Origin of the sequence: Luteococcus sp. H101 (genome assembly GCF_038433155.1) — a bacterium.
Taxonomy (GTDB): domain Bacteria; phylum Actinomycetota; class Actinomycetes; order Propionibacteriales; family Propionibacteriaceae; genus Luteococcus.
On record NZ_JBCDMW010000035.1, the window covers coordinates 1 to 15,812 of the forward strand.

The window sequence follows — 15,812 nt, forward strand, 5'->3', positions numbered from 1 at the left end:
CCCGGGGCATGTTCCCGGCTAGGATTGGTCGGCGGCCGCAGCATGGCCGCACCACCCACGAGCGAATGATCCGGAGCGACGATGGCGAGCGAGAAGGCCAAGGAACTGGCGGCCAAGCAGAAGGCCCAGGTCAAGGCGGAGAAGGAGCGCAAGAAGAACTCCTCCGACCCGCGTGACTGGAGCCAGATGCGCCAGATCAAGGAGAGCTACCGGATCACCAAGGAAGCTGATCCGAAGCTGCCGCTGGTGCTGGGCGCCGGCTTCGGTGTGCCGGTGCTGCTGGGCATCCTGTTGGGCCTGTTGGTCAAGCCGATCTGGTTCTGGATCTTCCTGGGCGTCATGGTGGGCCTGACCGTGGCGATGCTGCTGTTCACCCGTCGGGTGAAGAGCTCGGTCTACAAGCGGTACGAGGGCCAGCCCGGCTCCGCCGAGGTGGCGCTGAACATGCTGCCCAAGGGCTGGAGCTCCACCCCCGCCATCAATGCCACCCGGCAGCTGGACGTCGTGCACCGCGTCGTCGGCCCCGGTGGCCTGATCCTGGTGGGCGAGGGCGACCCGGGGCGGTTGAAGAACCTGCTGGCCACCGAGGTGAAGCGGCACGAGCAGACCGCCTATGGCGTTACCGTGCAGACCGTGCAGATGGGTGAGGCCCCCGGTCAGGTGCCGCTGGCCAAGCTGGCCGACCACATCAAGAAGATGCCCAAGCAGCTGGACGCGGTCAAGATCGACGAGGTGAACAAGCGGCTGCGCGCCATGGACGCGGTGCGTGCCCGGATGCCGATCCCGAAGGGCCCGCTGCCGCAGCAGGGTTCCCGTCGCGCCATGCGCGGCCGCTGAGCCGGCACCGTGGCAGCGCAGAACCTCCTCAACGCGGAACAGGTCACCAAGACCTACGGCACCCGCACCCTGCTGGACCAGGTCTCGCTCGGGCTGGGCAAGGGTGACGTGATCGGCGTCGTCGGCCGCAATGGCGACGGCAAGTCCACCCTGCTCAAGGTGCTCACCGGCGCCATCGAGCCCGACGGTGGCCGGGTGACCCGCACCGGATCGGTCTCCATCGGCGTGCTCACCCAGGCCGAGCAGGTGGTGCCCGGCCAGACCGTCCGGGACCTGATTGTCGACGGCGAGCCGGACCATGTCTGGGCCCGGGATGCCTACCGCCGCGCGGTGGTGGAGCACCTGCTGGCCGACATCGCGCTGGACGCCGAGCTGGGCCGGCTGTCCGGTGGCGAGCGTCGCCGGGCCGCCCTGGTCAGCCTGATGTTCGGCCACCATGACCTGCTGGTGCTGGACGAGCCCACCAACCACCTGGACGTGGAGGCCGTCGCCTGGCTGGCCGACCACCTGAACACGCTGCAGCAACGCAGCATCGCGATGCTGGTGGTCTCCCACGACCGCTGGTTCCTGGATGCCATCTGCAACCGGGTCTGGGAGGTGCACGACGGCGTCGTGGACCCCTACGACGGCGGTTACGCGGCCTATGTACTGGCCCGTGCGGAACGGGCCCGGCAGGCCGCCGCCAACGAGGCCCGTCGGCAGAACCTGGTCCGCAAGGAACTGGCCTGGCTGCGCCGCGGCGCGCCCGCCCGGACGTCGAAGCCGAAATTCCGGATCGAGGCCGCCAACAGCCTGATCGCCGACGTGCCGCCGCCGCGCGACCGGCTGGCCCTGGAACAGTTCAGCGTCAGCCGGCTGGGCAAGGACGTCTTCGACCTGGAGAAGGTGACGCTGCGCTTCGGCGAGCGCACCCTGCTGAACCAGCTGACCTGGTCGATCGGGCCCGGCGACCGGATCGGCCTCCTGGGGGTCAACGGCGCCGGCAAGACCACCCTGCTGAACCTGCTGGCTCACCAGATCTCCCCCACCTCCGGCCGGGTGAAGCAGGGCAAGACGCTGCGGTTGGGGCACCTGAGCCAGCACGTCGGGGAGCTGGACGAGCGGGAGACGGTGCTGGAGAGCGTCAACCGGCTCAAGCAGGAGACCAAGCTGGCCACCGGCCGCGACGCGTCGGCCTCCAATCTGCTGCAGGAGTTCGGGTTCACCGGGGAGAAGCTGGTCACCCGGATCGGTGAGCTGTCCGGCGGTGAGCGACGCCGGTTGAGCTTCCTGCGGATCCTGATGGACGAGCCCAATGTGCTGTTGCTGGACGAGCCCACCAATGACCTGGACATCGACACCCTGACCGTGATCGAGGACTACCTGGACACCTGGCCGGGCACCCTGATCATCGTCAGCCATGACCGTTACTTCCTGGAGCGGGTGACCGACTACACCTATGCCCTGATGGGCGACGGGCGGTGCGTGCTGTTGCCCGGTGGCGTCGACGAGTACCTGGCCCACCGTCGCAATCGGGAGACGGGCCCCGGCAAGAGTGCCCTGGCCGGCCCCGACTCCCCCACCCAGGAGGATGCGGCTCCGAAGGCGTCGGCCGGCGAGATCCGGGCGGCCAAGAAGGAGATGAGCCGGATTGACGGGCAGCTGACCAAGCTGCGCGCCCGGATGGAGAAGGTCCACGCGCAGATGGCCGAGGCCGCCAGCGACTACACCCGGCTGGCGGAACTGCAGGCCGAGCTGCAGGAACTCACCGACCAGTCCGACGAGCTGGAACTGGCCTGGCTGGAGGCCGCCGAGCTGGCCGAAGGCTGAGGGCGGAGGGCCGGCGCTCAGCGGCAGGTGACCTGGGCGTAGACCTCGCCCAGCTCGGCCGCGATCCGCTCCGGCGCGAAGCGCGCCACCACCTCGGCGCGGATCCGGCCGGGCTCCCACTGCGGGAAGCGGCTGACGAAATCGGTCAGCGAATCCGCCAGTGCCGCCACGGAATCGGTCTGGGCAAACATCCCGAGATCGTCGTGCAGGAAGCCTTCCGGCCCGCCGCACCGGCTGGCCAGCACCGGCAGCCCGGAGGCCATCGCCTCGATGAAGACCACCCCGAAGGTCTCCCACTCGCTCAGCATCACGAAGCCGTCACAGGCCGCGAACTCGGCGGCGATCTGGGCGCGGGTCCGCTGCCCCAGCAGCCGGACCCGGTCCGAGACCCCGGCCTCGGCGGCGTGCGCCTCGATCACCTCGCGCTCCGGCCCGTCGCCGATGATGGTCAGAGTGGCCTCCGGCCGGTCCGCGAAGGCGCGGGCGAAGCCGTCGACCAGCAACACCATCCGCTTGCGGGGCAGCAGGTTGCCCGCCGTGACCAGCCGGATCCCGTCGTGCGGTTCCCGGGGCAGCTGGGCGAAGGTGGCGACGTCGACGATGTTGGGCACCACCCGCACTGGCACGTCGAAGTTCTCGGTCAGCACGTCGGCCAGGGCCTGGGAGACGGCCACGACGGCGTCGGCCCGACGATAGGCCTCGGTGGCCTTGAGCCGGAGGTCGAAGGGGATGGAGGACGGGTTGAACTTGGAATTGTGCTCGGTGACCACCAGCCGGAACTGCCGACGCCGGCTGCTGCGCGCCGCGGCCAGGGCGTACTTGGTGAAGTGGGCGTGCACCACGTCGGGAATGCCGTGGGCGGTGACGATCTGGGTGAAGACCAGGTCGAAGGCGCGGTCCAGCACGGCCTGGTCCACCGCGCTGGGCACCTGGCCGACCGGCAGGCTGAGGGTGTGCACGTCGATCCCGGCAATCACCTCGTGCCGCATCCCGAAGCGACGCCAGCGCCGCACCGACCGCACGTCCAGCGCGGCGATCGCCACCCGGTGACCGGCAGCGCGCAGCGCCCGGGCCTGGTCCAGCTCGAAGATGCCCCAGAGCGGGGTGCGCGGGCTGGGAACCCCGCGGGCCACGATCACGACGAACATCGTCGCCTCCTCCCTTGGCGTCTCGGGTCAGCGCCGGTTGACCACGACCGTACCCAGCGCCAGGTCATCCAGGGCGCGCCGCTCCGCCCCGATCACGACGGCCGGCAGCAGCACCACCTTCATGGCGGCCCGCAGCAGCGAGCGCAGCCAGCCGATCGGCTGGTGGTCCAGCCGGACCACCGCGATCCGGCAGAGCAACTGCCCGAAGGAGCCGGAGGTCAGGGCAGTCAGCACGCTCTTCTGCAGGAAGTACAGCCCCATCGGGGCAAACCGCCGCCAGTCGAAGCCGTGGGTGACGGCATCCCCGAAGAGCAGCTGGGCCAGGATCATGCACGCTGCCCAGTCGATCACCAGCGCGGCCAGCCGGGCATTCCAGGTGGCCAGCGAGCCGCGGCCGGAGCGCGGCAGGCCGAGCGTCTCGCCGGGAAAGTACTGATCCGCCTGTGCGCCCTGGGTCATGGGTGAGAGGATACCGGGCATGTAACACCGCTGTTACATGCCCGGAACGGCAAGGCAATCAGGGCTAACTAGTTTCATGGCATCAACCCGCTCAGTTCCACTGGAGGAAACATGTTCCAAGGCGCCGAAGACCTGCTGGCGTTCATCAAGGACGAGGGTGTCGAGAACGTCGACGTCCGCTTCTGCGACCTGCCCGGCGTCATGCAGCACTTCACGGTTCCCGCGGCGGCCTTTGACGAGGCCGTCTTCGAGGAGGGCCTGTCCTTCGACGGCTCGTCGATCACCGGCTTCACCAAGGTGCACGAGTCCGACATGGCGCTGATGCCCGACCCGACCACCGCCTTCATCGACCCCTTCCGGGTGTCCAAGACCCTGGTGGTCAACTTCTTCGTGCACGACCCGATCACCAAGGAGCCCTTCTCCCGGGATCCCCGCACCATCGCCAAGAAGGCCGAGGCCTACTTCGAGTCCACCGGGCTGGGCGACACCGTCTTCTTCGCCCCCGAGGCCGAGTTCTACGTCTTCGACGACGTGCGCTTCGAGACCAAGTCCAATGGCTCCTTCTACGAGATCGACTCCGAGGCCGGCGCCTGGAACACCGGCCGCGTCGAGGAGGGCGGCAACCGCGGCTACAAGGTGAAGCTCAAGGGCGGCTACTTCCCCGTCGCCCCGGTGGACCACTTCTGCGAGCTGCGCGACGAGATCGTCGCCCACATGGAGAAGCTGGGCATGCAGACCGAGCGGGCGCACTCCGAGGTGGGCACCGGCGGCCAGGCCGAGATCAACTGGCGCTTCGACACCCTGACCGCCAGCGCCGACAAGGTGATGCTGTTCAAGTACCTGGTCAAGAACACCGCCTGGGTGAACGGCAAGACCGCCACCTTCATGCCGAAGCCCATCTTCGGTGACAACGGCTCCGGAATGCACGTGCACAGCTCGCTGTGGTCGGGCGGCCAGAACCTGTTCTACGACGAGAATGGCTACGGCCAGCTCTCCGACGTGGCGCGCTGGTACATCGGCGGCATCCTGAAGCACGCCCCGGCGCTGCTGGCCTTCACCAACCCGTCGACCAACTCCTACCACCGTCTGGTGCCCGGCTTCGAGGCCCCGGTGAACCTGGTCTACTCGGCCCGCAACCGCTCCGCCTGCATGCGGATCCCGCTGACCGGCGCCAATGCCAAGGCCAAGCGCGTCGAGTTCCGCTGCCCCGACCCGTCGGCCAACCCCTACCTGGCCTTCTCCGCCATGCTGCTGGCCGGCCTGGACGGCATCCAGAACCGGATCGAGCCGCCGGAGCCGATCGACAAGGACCTGTACGAGCTGCCGCCCGAGGAGCACGCCCAGGTGGCGCAGGTTCCCGCCTCGCTGGACGCCGCGCTGGATGCGCTGGAGGCCGACCACGAGTTCCTGCTGCAGGGCGACGTGTTCACCGCCGACCTGATCGAGACCTGGATCGAGATCAAGCGCGCGGACATCGACGAGATCCGTCAGCGCCCGCACCCGTACGAGTTCGACCTGTACTTCGCGATCTGATCCTCGCCGGTTCGAGAGGCCGTCGCTTCCCCACGGAAGCGGCGGCCTCTTGCCGTGCCGGTTGGAGGGCCAGTGGCACACCTGCCCACGACGCGCCGTAGTAGGTGTGCCACACTGGCAGGGCGACCCGGGCCGAGGAAGGCGGTGTGAATCCGCCACGGTCCCGCCACTGTGAGCGTCGGCGACGCCAGTCAGGAACTCTCCCGGGCCCTGAAACGACTACTCGGGCGAGAGACCTGAAGGAGCCCCATGAGCGAACCCTGCCGCACCGCACCCCCGCGCCTGATCGGCGTCGGCGTGGGCCCCGGAGACCCGGAACTGGTCACCCTCAAGGCGGCCCGGCTGCTGCGGGAGGCCGACGCGGTACTGGTGCCCGCCACGGAGTCCTCGGGCGACGGTCCGGGACGGGCGGAGCAGCTGGTCACGGCGGTGGCGCCCGACACCCGAATCATCCGGATCCCGTTCTCCATGGCGGACCGACGGGGGGTCACCCCCCGTCGCGAGGAGAGCTGGCAGGCCTCGGCCACCGCCGCCCTGGAGCTCTTCCGGGAGGGGGCACACAGCGTGGTCTTCGCCACCATCGGGGACCCCAGCGTCTACTCCACTTTCAGCTACCTGGCCGGCACGGTCACCGCCCAGCGCCCCGACGTGGTCACCGAGGTGGTACCCGGGATCACCGCCATGCAGGCCCTGGCCGCGGCCAGCGGCACGCCGCTGTGCGAGGGCACCGAGATCCTGGCCCTGGTGCCCGCCACCCGGGACCTGACCGGCCTGGATCCGGTGCTGCAGGCGGCGGATTCGGTGTGCCTCTACAAGGGGGGACGCCAGCTGCCGGCGGTGCGCGCGGCGCTGGCCCGGCACGGCCGCACCGGGGTGATGGGCAGCCGGCTGGGCCTGCCCGACGAGGAGGTGACCCGGCTGGACGCGCTGGACGAGGCCGCCACCGGCCCCTATCTCTCCGCGGTGCTCAGCGTCCCCGAGCGCCACCGGACCGGGGGTGCCCTGTGACCGCGGATGGTGTGGTGAGCGGCCAGGTGGTCTTCGTCGGCGCCGGCCCCGGCGCCGCTGACCTGGTGACGGTGCGCGCGGCCCGGGTGATCGAACGGGCCGATGTGATCATCTGGGCCTCCAGCCTGGTCCACCCCGACATCGTCGCCGGCCACAAGCCCGGGGCCGAGCTGGTGGACTCCGCCTCCCTGCCGTTGGAGGCGCTGGAACCCTACTACCTACGCGCCCGCGACGACGGGATCCTGGTGGCGCGGGTGCACACCGGTGACCCGAGCATCTACGGCGCCACCGCGGAGCAACGCGAGCTGTGCGACCGGCTGGGCGTGCCGCACCAGACCATCCCCGGGATCAGCGCGTTCAGCGCCGCCGCGGCCCGGATGGACGTCGAGATCACCCTGCCGGAGGTCAGCCAGTCGCTGGTGCTGACCCGGCTGGAGGGTGGCCGCACCCCCATGCCGCCGCGGGAGACGGTGCGCGGCTTCGCCAGCCACGGCGCCACCATGGCGCTCTACCTCTCGGCAGCCCGCAACAAGGTGCTGCAGGAGGAGCTGCTGGCCGGCGGCTACCCGCCCGAGACCCCCTGCATCATCGGGCACCAGGTGACCTGGCCCGACGAGCTGATGCTGCGCTGCCAGCTGGCCGACCTTTCGGCCACCATGAAGGAACACAAGCTGTGGAAGCACACCGTCGTGCTGGTTGGCCCGGCGCTGGCCGAGACCCCGATGGCGCGACGCAGCCACCTCTACCACCCCGGCTTCCGGCACGAGTACCGCCAGGCCGACCCCCAGGCCCAGCAGCAGTTGCGCACCGAGGGTGCCGTCGGCCTGACGCAGCAGAACCCCAAGGAACAAACACCCGACCTGCAGGAGGACAAGTGATTCGCGTCTACGGCTACCTGGGTGAGCCCAGTCTGCGGGTCTACTGCGAGGCCGCCGCGGCGGACCTGGTGGTGGGCGGGGCCCGCCACCTGGATGCGCTGGACGTACCCGAGGAGCGACGGATCGTCTTGGGCCCGATGAGCCAGGCGATCCCGAAGATCGTCGAGGCCGGGCCCACGGCCCAGGTGCTGGTGGTGGCCAGCGGGGATCCGGGCATGTTCGGGATCGTGCGGCGGCTGACCGAGGCCGGTCTGTCCGTGCAGGTGGTGCCGCGACCCACCTCGATCGCCGAGGCCTTCGCCCGGGTGGGGATGGCCTGGGACGACGCGGAGGTGGTGAGCGTGCACGGCCGCCCCCTGACGCCCGGGCTGGCGGTCTGCCGGGCCTGGGGAAAGGTGGCGGTGATGACCAGCCCGGTGCACGGGCTGCGTGAGCTGGCGGCCGGCCTGGCGGACCTGGACCGTCGACTGGTGCTGTGCGAGCGGCTCGGCGAACCCGACGAGCGGGTCCGGGAGTTCGACGTGGTCAGCGCGCTGCAGGTGGACGAGATCCTGGAGCCCAATGTGGTGCTGGTGCTGGACCCGGCCGAGACGGGTCATGTCGGCTGGCGGCTGGGCGCGCCCCGGCCCGAGGGCGCGCCCCCGGCGGTCTCCCCCGCCGCAGCCGAGCTCTTCTGCCGCCTGCTGCCCGGGCTGGGTGACCTGCTCTGGGTGCGGGGCGAGCTGGCGCGCGAGGTGGCCGGCCTGGCCCGGACCTACCGGAGCGCGGTGATTGACCTGGCGGCCGAGCCGGCACCCGTCGCCGCCCCCACCTGGCTGATCACCGACGACCCCGCCGACGCCGCCCTGGCCGCCGAGCACGGGCTGGCCGCGGACCGCGTCGTGCTCACCACCGGAATGGGACCCACCGCATGAGGCGCTGGCAGGACGTGACCATCACCCAGCTGGTGAACTCGACGGCCGCCCGGGAGCATGCCGAGCGCATCGACCGGGCGCTCGGCGGCGGTACCCGGATCATCGAGGGGCCCCTCGCCGAGACGCTGCCCGCGGCCTGGCCCCAGACGGAGCTGATCATCAGCCACCTGGCGCTGGGCGCCACCACCCGGATCCTGGCCCCCCTGCTGGACAGCAAGCGGACCGACCCGGGCGTCGTGGTGGTGGACGAGGCCGGCCGGTTCGCGGTGCCGCTGGTGGGCGGGCACGTCGGCGGGGCCAATGCCCTGGCCGACGCCATCGGCGAGGCGCTGGGCGGGACGGCGGTGCTGACCACCGCCACCGACGCCGTCGGGATCCCCGCGCTGGACCTGCTGGGCTGGAGCTACGACGGGGACCTGCCGGCCGTCACCCGCGCGATGCTGGAGGCCCGGCCGGTGCTGCTGGACCGGACCCTGGGCTTCCCGGTGCCGCCGCTGGCCCCGTCGGTGTCCGCCGACGCCGCCGAGCCGGTGGCCCGGATCGTGGTGACCGATGCCGCCGCGGCGCCCCAGGCCGACGACCCGGCCCTGCCCACCGTCGTGCTGCATCCCAAGTCCCTGGTGGTGGGGATGGGCTGCAACAAGGGCACCGATGTCGAGGAGCTGGAGTTGCTCTTCCACCAGACCCTGGCCGAGGCCGGGCTGCACCCGTCGAGCGTCACCGCGCTGACCACCGTCGAGGCCAAGGCCGGGGAGCTGGGACTGCTGCAGCTGGCCCATCGGCTGGGCCTTCGGCTGAGTGACCATCCCGCCGCCGAGCTGGCCACCCAGGAGGTGCCGAACCCGTCGGAGTACGCGCAGCGGCACGTCGGCTGCCCGTCGGTGAGCGAGGCCTCCGTCCTGGCCCACGGCACACAGCTGGTGGTGCCCAAACAGAAGTCGGCCAATGCCACCTGCGCGGTGGGCCGGTTGCCGGTACGCGGGCTGCTGCAGGTGGTCGGGCTGGGCCCCGGCTCGCGTGACCTGCTCACCCCCCGGGCCCGCGACGCCATCCGGCAGGCCAACTTGGTGGTGGGCTATGGCCCCTATGTGAAGCAGATCCGGGACCTGGTGCGCCCCGGCACCGAGGTCTACGCCTCCAAGATGGGCACCGAGAAGACCCGCACCAGTCTGGCCATCGACCGGGCCCGGGCCGGTGACCGGGTGGTGCTGGTCTGCGGCGGGGACCCGGCCATCTACGCCATGGCCTCCCCGGTGCTGGAGCAGGGCACCGACGGGATCGACGTGGAGATCATCCCCGGGGTGACCGCGGAGCTGGCGGTCTCGGCCATCCTGGGCGCCCCACTGGGCCACGACCACGCCACCATCTCCCTGTCCGACCTGCACACAGACTGGCAGGTGATCGAGCAGCGGCTGCGGGCGGCGGCCGAGGGGGACTTCGTCGTCACCCTCTACAACCCCCGCTCCCGGACCCGACGGATGCACCTGCCCCGCGCCCTGGAGATCCTGGGCGCGCACCGGCCGCCCACCACCCCGGTGGCGGTGGTGCAGCAGGCCAGCCGCCAGCGGCAGAAGGTGATCACCGCCACCCTGGCGGACTTCCAGCCGGACTGGGTGGACATGAACTCGCTGGTGGTGGTGGGCTCCTCCCTGACCCGCTTCGTGTCGACGGGTTCCGGCGAACGGCTGATCGTCACCCCGCGGGACTACCACTGGATGACCGCGCCGGACGCACAGGAGTGAGCGCATCGTGAGCACCGAACCCGCCCTGGTGATCGCCGCCCACGGCACCCGGCTGGCAGCCGGGCAGCGGGACTGCCAGCAGCTGGCCGAGCTGGTCTCCGGGCAGCTGCCCGGCGTGGAGGTCCGGCTGGGCCACGTCGAGCTGGTGGACCCTCACATCGACCAGGTGGTCGAGGAGCTGCTGGAGCGCCATGAGCACCTGGTGGTGACCCCGCTGATGCTGGGCACCGGCGCCCACGTCCGCCGGGACATCCCCGACATGGTGGGGCAGGGTGCGCAGCCGTCGGGCCGACGCGCCGACGTCACCCTCACCCCGCACCTGGGGCAGCACCCGCTGCTGCTGGATGCCCTGTGGCGCCGGGTTCGGGAGGCGATGGCCGACGGCCAGCCGTGGGACGAGGCCGAGACCATGGTGGTGCTGGTGGGCCGGGGATCGCTGGTGCCGCAGGCCAATGCGGACCACGTCGCGCTGGCGCGGCTGCTGCGCGAGGGCCACAACGTGGCGGACGTGCTCACCGGCTTCATCCAGGTCACCACCCCGGACGTCGCCGCGGCGCTGGACCGGGCGGTCCTGCTGCGGGCCCGACGGATCGTGCTGGCCCCCAACTTCCTGTTCGCCGGCCGGTTGGACGGCTGGCTGCACCAGCAGGCCGACGCGTGGGCGGCCGAGCATCCCGACGTCGAGCTGCGGGTGGCCGGGGTGATCGGCCCGTGCGCGGAGCTGGCCAGCGTGGTGGCCGAACGCTACCGGCAGGCCGCCCATGAGCACCGCGCCCAGGCGATGCGCTCCAGCGGGTCGCCGATGTACCTGTCCGGGCTGGACCTGAAGGACCGACGGGTGCTGCTGGCCGGCGGCGGGGCGGTGGCCACCCGTCGGCTGGTCCGGCTGCTGGCCGCCGGCGCCCGGGTGGAGGTGGTGGCGCCCCGGGCCAGCACCACCATCCAGGACCTGGCGCTGCAGGGTCGGATCGGCTGGCAGCAGCGCCCGGCCGGCGTCGACGATGTGGCCGGCGCCTGGTATGTGCTGGCCTGCACCGACGACCCGGCCACCAACCGGGCCCTGACCGAGGCCGCCACCCGTCAACGGATCTTCTGCGTCCGGGCCGACGACGCGCGCCACGGCACCGCGTGGACCCCGGCCACCGAGAGCGTGGGGGGGTTCACCGTCGGGGTGCTGGGAAACCGGGACCCGCGCGGCTCGGTCCGGCTGCGCCAACGCATCATCGACACCCTGCAGACCGAGACCCTGACCGCGGAAGAGGACTGATGGCCACCTACGAGTACCTGACCGACGGCGCCGAGATCTACGCCAACAGCTTCCGGATCATCCGGGAGGAGGCGGGGCTGGACCGGCTGCCCAACGACCTGTCGCAGGTGGCGGCCCGGATGGTGCACGCCTGCGCGCAGACGGACCTGGTGGACGACATCGCCTACAGCCCGGGCGTGGTGACGGCGGCCCGGCAGGCGCTGCTGGCCGGCGCGCCGGTGCTGTGCGACTCCACCATGGTGGCCACCGGGATCATCCGCTCCCGGTTGCCGCGCTCCAATGACGTCGTCTGCCTGTTGCAGGATCCCCGGACGGTGGCGCTGGCGGCCCAGAAGCAGATCACCAAGACGATGGCCGCGGTGGAACTGTGGCTGCCCCGGCTGGAGGGCGCCATCGTCGCGTTCGGCAATGCCCCCACCGCCCTGTTCCGGCTGTTGGAGCTGGTCCGCGACACCGGGGTGAAGCCGGCCGCGGTGATCGGCATCCCGGTCGGTTTCGTCGGCGCCGCGGAGAGCAAGCAGGCGCTGGTGGACAATGACCTGGGCCTGGAATACCTCACGGTGCGGGGGCGCCGCGGGGGCTCGGCGATGGCCGTCGCCGCCCTGAATGCGATCGCCTCCACGGCGGAGACCAGCAACACCGCGCAGCTGGATTGAACGGCTGACCGCCCCGGAGGGCCCCGACTGTCCCGGCGGACCCCCGCAGTGGCATAGTCGGGCACACAACTCCACATGCCCCCGCGGTGCGAGGAAGCCGGATGAGCCGGCACGGTCGCGCCACTGTGTCCATCCCGCCATGACCCGGTGGGGTGGGAGTCAGGAACTACGCCGCGGGGCACACCCAACCCATACCGAGACGCGTCATCTCGAGAAGGAGTCCGCATGCACATCGCAGAAGGCTTTCTGTCACCGGCACAGTGTGCCCTCTGGTACGCCGCCAGTGCCCCGTTCGTCATCCACGGCGCCAAGGCCGTGATCGCCGAATCCCGCAAGAGCCCGGAGAACAAGCTGCTGCTGGCCGCCGCCGGCGCCTTCACCTTCGTGCTGTCGGCCATCAAGCTGCCGTCGGTGACCGGCAGTTCCTCGCACCCCACCGGCACCGGGCTGGGCGCGGTGCTGTTCAAACCACCGATCATGGCCTTCCTGGGCACCGTCGTACTGCTCTTCCAGGCCCTGCTGCTGGCCCACGGCGGCCTCACGACGCTGGGCGCCAATGTCTTCTCGATGGCCATCGTCGGCCCGTGGGCGGGCTACGGCGTCTTCGTACTCTGCCGCAAGGCCCGCTTGCCCTGGTATGTCGGCATCTTCGGCGCGATGTTCTTCGCGGACCTGGTGACCTACTGCTGCACGTCGGCCCAGCTGGCGCTCGCCTACCCCGACGCCGGCAGCGGCTTCCTGGGCTCGCTGGCCAAGTTCCTGGGGCTGTTCGCGCTCACCCAGATCCCGCTGGCCGCCATGGAGGGCCTGCTGGGCATCCTGGTCTTCCGATTCCTGGGCCGGGTGGCCATGCCGGAGCTGCAGCGGCTCGGCGTCGCCGGCCCGGGCCGGACCCGTCCCGTGCCGGAGGCCGCCCATGTCTGAGCTCAGCGTGAATCCGTCCCGCAACCGTTGGGTGACTCCCCTGCTGCTGGTGGGGATCCTGGCCATCTTCGCCCTCAGCCTGCTGCTGGCGCCGCGCCCCTCCGATCCGGAGGCGGAGGCCTTCGGCGGCACCGACGCCGCGGTCACCGACGTGCTGTCAGACAAGGGCGTCGAGCCCTGGTTCCAGCCGATCTTCGAGCCCGGCTCCAGTGAGATCGAGTCCGGCCTGTTCGCGCTCCAGGCCGCCCTGGGCGCCGGCGCCTTCGGATTCGCCATCGGCAACCTGCGGGGGCGTCGCGCGGAGCGCGCCCAGAATGAGGCTCGCGCGGAGCGCGCCCAGCACCACCCGACGGCAGACTGAGGTGCATCTGACCAGCGTCGACGACGCCGCCTGGGCCAGCCCCTGGCGGCGTCGTCGCGTCGGCGAGAAGGCCCTGCTCAGTCTGGGCCTGGTGCTCACCGCCCTGCTGGCCCCGACCTGGCCGGGCACGGTGCTGGTGGGCCTGGCGGCGTTGGCCGCCATCCTGGGGCCGGCCCGGATCCGGCCAGCCGTGCTGGCCGGGGTGATGGCCGCCCCGTCGGCCTTCATCCTGGTGGGCGCCGCCTCGGTGGCGGTCGGGGTGGGCTCGCCCGTCGCGGAGAGCCACCTGCTGTGGCGCTGGGGGCCGTTCAGTCTGGGGCGCGACGGGTTGCTGCGCGCGGCTGGGCTGCTGGGCCACGGGATTGCCGGCGCCCTGGCGCTGATGGTGCTGGCCACCACCACCCCGATGGTGGACCTGATCACCTGGGGCCGCCGTTGGCGCATTCCTGACCCGCTGCTGGAGGTCGCCGCGCTCACCTACCGCCTGCTGTGGGTGCTGCTGGCCACCACCGTCGGGATCCGGCAGGCGCAGGCCGCCCGGCTGGGCGACGCGGCCCCGCTGCGCCGCCGGATGGAGGCCGCGGGCAATGCCGTCGGTGCCGTGCTGGTGCGCTCCTGGAACCAGGCCCGACGTCTGGAGGAGGGCCTGGCCGGGCGCGGCTACGAGTCGTCGCTGACCACGCTGAGCGTGCAGCGGCCCGCCTCCCCGCGCTTCCTGCTGGCCACCGCAGCCGCACTGGCCACCATCTGGGCCCTGGTCTGGGCGGTGGTCGGCCATGGCTGAGAACATGCTGCCCGTGATCGCCGATTCCACCCGCCCCGTCGACGACGGCCTGGTGCTGCGCGCCACCGGCCTGGTGGCCGGCTATCCGGGCAAGGAGGTGCTGCACGGCGCCAATCTGCGGCTGCCGCGCGGGTTTCGGCTGGCGCTGCTGGGGGCCAACGGTTCGGGCAAGACCACCCTGCTGCGCTGCCTGTCCGGCGCCCACCAACCGTCGGGCGGCAGCATCACCGTCGACGGCCGGGTGCTGCGCCGCAACCGTGAGGGGCTGCGCGAACACCGTCGGTTGGTGCAGCTGGTGCTGCAGGATCCCGACGACCAACTGTTCAGCGCCGACGTCACCCAGGACGTCTCCTTTGGCCCGATGAACCTGGGTCTGGATGACGCGGAGGTGCGGGCCCGGGTCAGCGAGGCGCTGGAGCTGCTGGGTGTCAGCCACCTGGCCGAGCGCCCCACCCACCAGCTCTCCTATGGCGAGCGCAAGCGGGTGGCGACGGCCGGCGCGGTCGCGATGCGTCCCCGCGTGCTGCTGCTGGACGAGCCCACCGCCGGGTTGGACCCGGCCGGGGTGCACGAGATGCTGGCCGCCCTGGAGCGGCTGATCGCGCAGGGCACCACCGTCGTCTTCGCCACCCACGACGTGGACCTTGCCCTGGCCTGGAGTGAGCAGGCCGCGGTGGTGCTGGACGGCACCGTGCGGCAGGGCCCGGCCACGGAATTGCTGGGCGACGCCGAGCTCCTCGACGCCGCGCGGCTGCACCGGCCGTGGCCGCTGGAACTGGCGGCCCGCCTGGGGCTTCCCGGGCGCCCCCGACACCTGGACGAGATTGCCGCCCTGCTGGGGCCGAAGACTGCGAAGGATGCCTGATGCCGCTTGATGCTGACCCCATTGCCGTGGACCTGTCCCCCGTGCCCGGGCGGCCCGACGAGTGCTTCGAGCACGACGGGCTGATCACCAAACGGGCCGTGCGGGCGATGGCGCTGGCCCAGCTGCGGCCCGCCGCCGGGGAACTGCTGTGGGATGTCGGCGTCGGTTCGGGCGCCGTGGCCATCGAGTGGGCCCTGGCCGCGCCCGACGCCCGGGCCGTCGGCTTCGAGCGCAAGGCGGAGCGGGCCGAACGGGCCCGGTGCAACATCGCCCGTTTCGGGCTGACCGATCGGGTCGAGCTGCGGCTGGGCGAGGCCGTCGAACGGCTGGCGGAGCTGGCCGCGGCGGGAGCCCGCCCGGATGCGGTCTTCGTCGGCGGAGGCGCCAGCCAGCAGGTGCTGGAGACCTGCTGGGCGGCGCTTCGCCCCGGCGGACGGATCGTGGTGCACGGCGTCACGCTCGAGACCGAGGCGCTGGCCGTGGACTGCCATCGCCGCCACGGCGGCTCTCTGACCCGGCTGCAGCTGGACTCCGCGGAGGCGCTGGGCAACTTCACGGCCTGGAAGCCCGCCCGTCCCATCGTGCAGTGGGCCGCGACCCGCCCACTGGGGCTGTGACAGCATGACC

The 15,812-nt window shown here is 71.5% G+C and carries 15 protein-coding genes, 1 pseudogene and 1 riboswitch; of the genes and pseudogenes, 14 read left to right on the top strand and 2 right to left on the bottom strand.

Annotated elements, in window-relative coordinates:
* The first annotated feature begins 81 nt into the window (after window positions 1-81).
* Both AAEX60_RS14020 and AAEX60_RS14025 read left to right on the top strand, forming a co-directional pair.
* Complete coding sequence (locus AAEX60_RS14020) at window positions 82-837, top strand: DUF4191 domain-containing protein (protein WP_342104187.1); 756 nt, start codon at window positions 82-84, stop codon at window positions 835-837.
* Window positions 838-846: 9 nt separating this feature from the next.
* Window positions 847-2,646 carry an ABC-F family ATP-binding cassette domain-containing protein gene (locus tag AAEX60_RS14025; protein ID WP_342104188.1) on the top strand — a complete coding sequence of 600 codons (1,800 nt, stop codon included), beginning with the start codon at window positions 847-849 and terminating at the stop codon, window positions 2,644-2,646.
* A gap of 17 nt (window positions 2,647-2,663) precedes the next feature.
* On the opposite strand, the gene AAEX60_RS14030 is transcribed toward AAEX60_RS14025, so the two are convergent.
* Entirely contained in the window at window positions 2,664-3,794 is a 1,131-nt protein-coding gene (locus AAEX60_RS14030) for a glycosyltransferase (RefSeq protein WP_342104189.1), read from the bottom strand.
* 27 nt (window positions 3,795-3,821) lie between these two features.
* On the bottom strand, window positions 3,822-4,253 hold the full coding sequence (locus AAEX60_RS14035; protein WP_342104190.1) for an RDD family protein: 432 nt from the start codon (window positions 4,251-4,253) through the stop codon (window positions 3,822-3,824).
* A gap of 111 nt (window positions 4,254-4,364) precedes the next feature.
* Here AAEX60_RS14035 and glnA point away from each other — a divergent pair, with 111 nt between their 5' ends.
* From glnA to cbiT, 12 genes and pseudogenes are all read left to right on the top strand, one after another.
* The gene (glnA, locus tag AAEX60_RS14040; protein WP_342104191.1) at window positions 4,365-5,786 is read left to right on the top strand and encodes a type I glutamate--ammonia ligase; all 1,422 of its coding nucleotides are present in this window, start codon (window positions 4,365-4,367) and stop codon (window positions 5,784-5,786) included.
* 103 nt (window positions 5,787-5,889) lie between these two features.
* A riboswitch (cobalamin riboswitch) is annotated at window positions 5,890-6,007 on the top strand.
* Window positions 6,008-6,035: 28 nt separating this feature from the next.
* Window positions 6,036-6,794: a precorrin-2 C(20)-methyltransferase gene (cobI, locus tag AAEX60_RS14045; RefSeq protein ID WP_342104192.1), complete on the top strand. Its 759-nt coding sequence runs from the start codon at window positions 6,036-6,038 to the stop codon at window positions 6,792-6,794.
* 14 nt (window positions 6,795-6,808) lie between these two features.
* A complete protein-coding gene (gene cobM / locus AAEX60_RS14050) occupies window positions 6,809-7,672 on the top strand; it encodes a precorrin-4 C(11)-methyltransferase (protein ID WP_446721324.1) in 864 nt (287 codons plus the stop codon).
* Window positions 7,669-8,586, top strand: a complete 918-nt coding sequence (gene cbiE / locus AAEX60_RS14055) for a precorrin-6y C5,15-methyltransferase (decarboxylating) subunit CbiE (protein ID WP_342104194.1) — start codon at window positions 7,669-7,671, stop codon at window positions 8,584-8,586. Before cobM ends, cbiE begins: the two co-directional genes overlap by 4 nt.
* Window positions 8,587-8,594: 8 nt before the next feature.
* Window positions 8,595-10,328, top strand: a pseudogene (gene cobJ, locus AAEX60_RS14060) (precorrin-3B C(17)-methyltransferase); the annotation flags it as partial.
* A gap of 7 nt (window positions 10,329-10,335) precedes the next feature.
* Window positions 10,336-11,595: a CbiX/SirB N-terminal domain-containing protein gene (locus tag AAEX60_RS14065; RefSeq protein ID WP_342104195.1), complete on the top strand. Its 1,260-nt coding sequence runs from the start codon at window positions 10,336-10,338 to the stop codon at window positions 11,593-11,595.
* A complete protein-coding gene (locus AAEX60_RS14070) occupies window positions 11,595-12,251 on the top strand; it encodes a precorrin-8X methylmutase (RefSeq protein ID WP_342104196.1) in 657 nt (218 codons plus the stop codon). Before AAEX60_RS14065 ends, AAEX60_RS14070 begins: the two co-directional genes overlap by 1 nt.
* A 225-nt stretch (window positions 12,252-12,476) precedes the next feature.
* Window positions 12,477-13,175 carry an energy-coupling factor ABC transporter permease gene (locus AAEX60_RS14075; RefSeq protein ID WP_342104197.1) on the top strand — a complete coding sequence of 233 codons (699 nt, stop codon included), beginning with the start codon at window positions 12,477-12,479 and terminating at the stop codon, window positions 13,173-13,175.
* Entirely contained in the window at window positions 13,168-13,536 is a 369-nt protein-coding gene (locus AAEX60_RS14080; protein WP_342104198.1) for an energy-coupling factor ABC transporter substrate-binding protein, read from the top strand. The genes AAEX60_RS14075 and AAEX60_RS14080 overlap by 8 nt, the downstream gene beginning before the upstream one ends.
* A 1-nt stretch (window position 13,537) precedes the next feature.
* Entirely contained in the window at window positions 13,538-14,320 is a 783-nt protein-coding gene (gene cbiQ, locus AAEX60_RS14085) for a cobalt ECF transporter T component CbiQ (RefSeq protein ID WP_342104199.1), read from the top strand.
* Complete coding sequence (locus tag AAEX60_RS14090) at window positions 14,313-15,185, top strand: energy-coupling factor ABC transporter ATP-binding protein (RefSeq protein ID WP_342104200.1); 873 nt, start codon at window positions 14,313-14,315, stop codon at window positions 15,183-15,185. Before cbiQ ends, AAEX60_RS14090 begins: the two co-directional genes overlap by 8 nt.
* Window positions 15,185-15,802, top strand: a complete 618-nt coding sequence (cbiT, locus tag AAEX60_RS14095; protein WP_342104201.1) for a precorrin-6Y C5,15-methyltransferase (decarboxylating) subunit CbiT — start codon at window positions 15,185-15,187, stop codon at window positions 15,800-15,802. Before AAEX60_RS14090 ends, cbiT begins: the two co-directional genes overlap by 1 nt.
* Window positions 15,803-15,812: the final 10 nt, after the last annotated feature.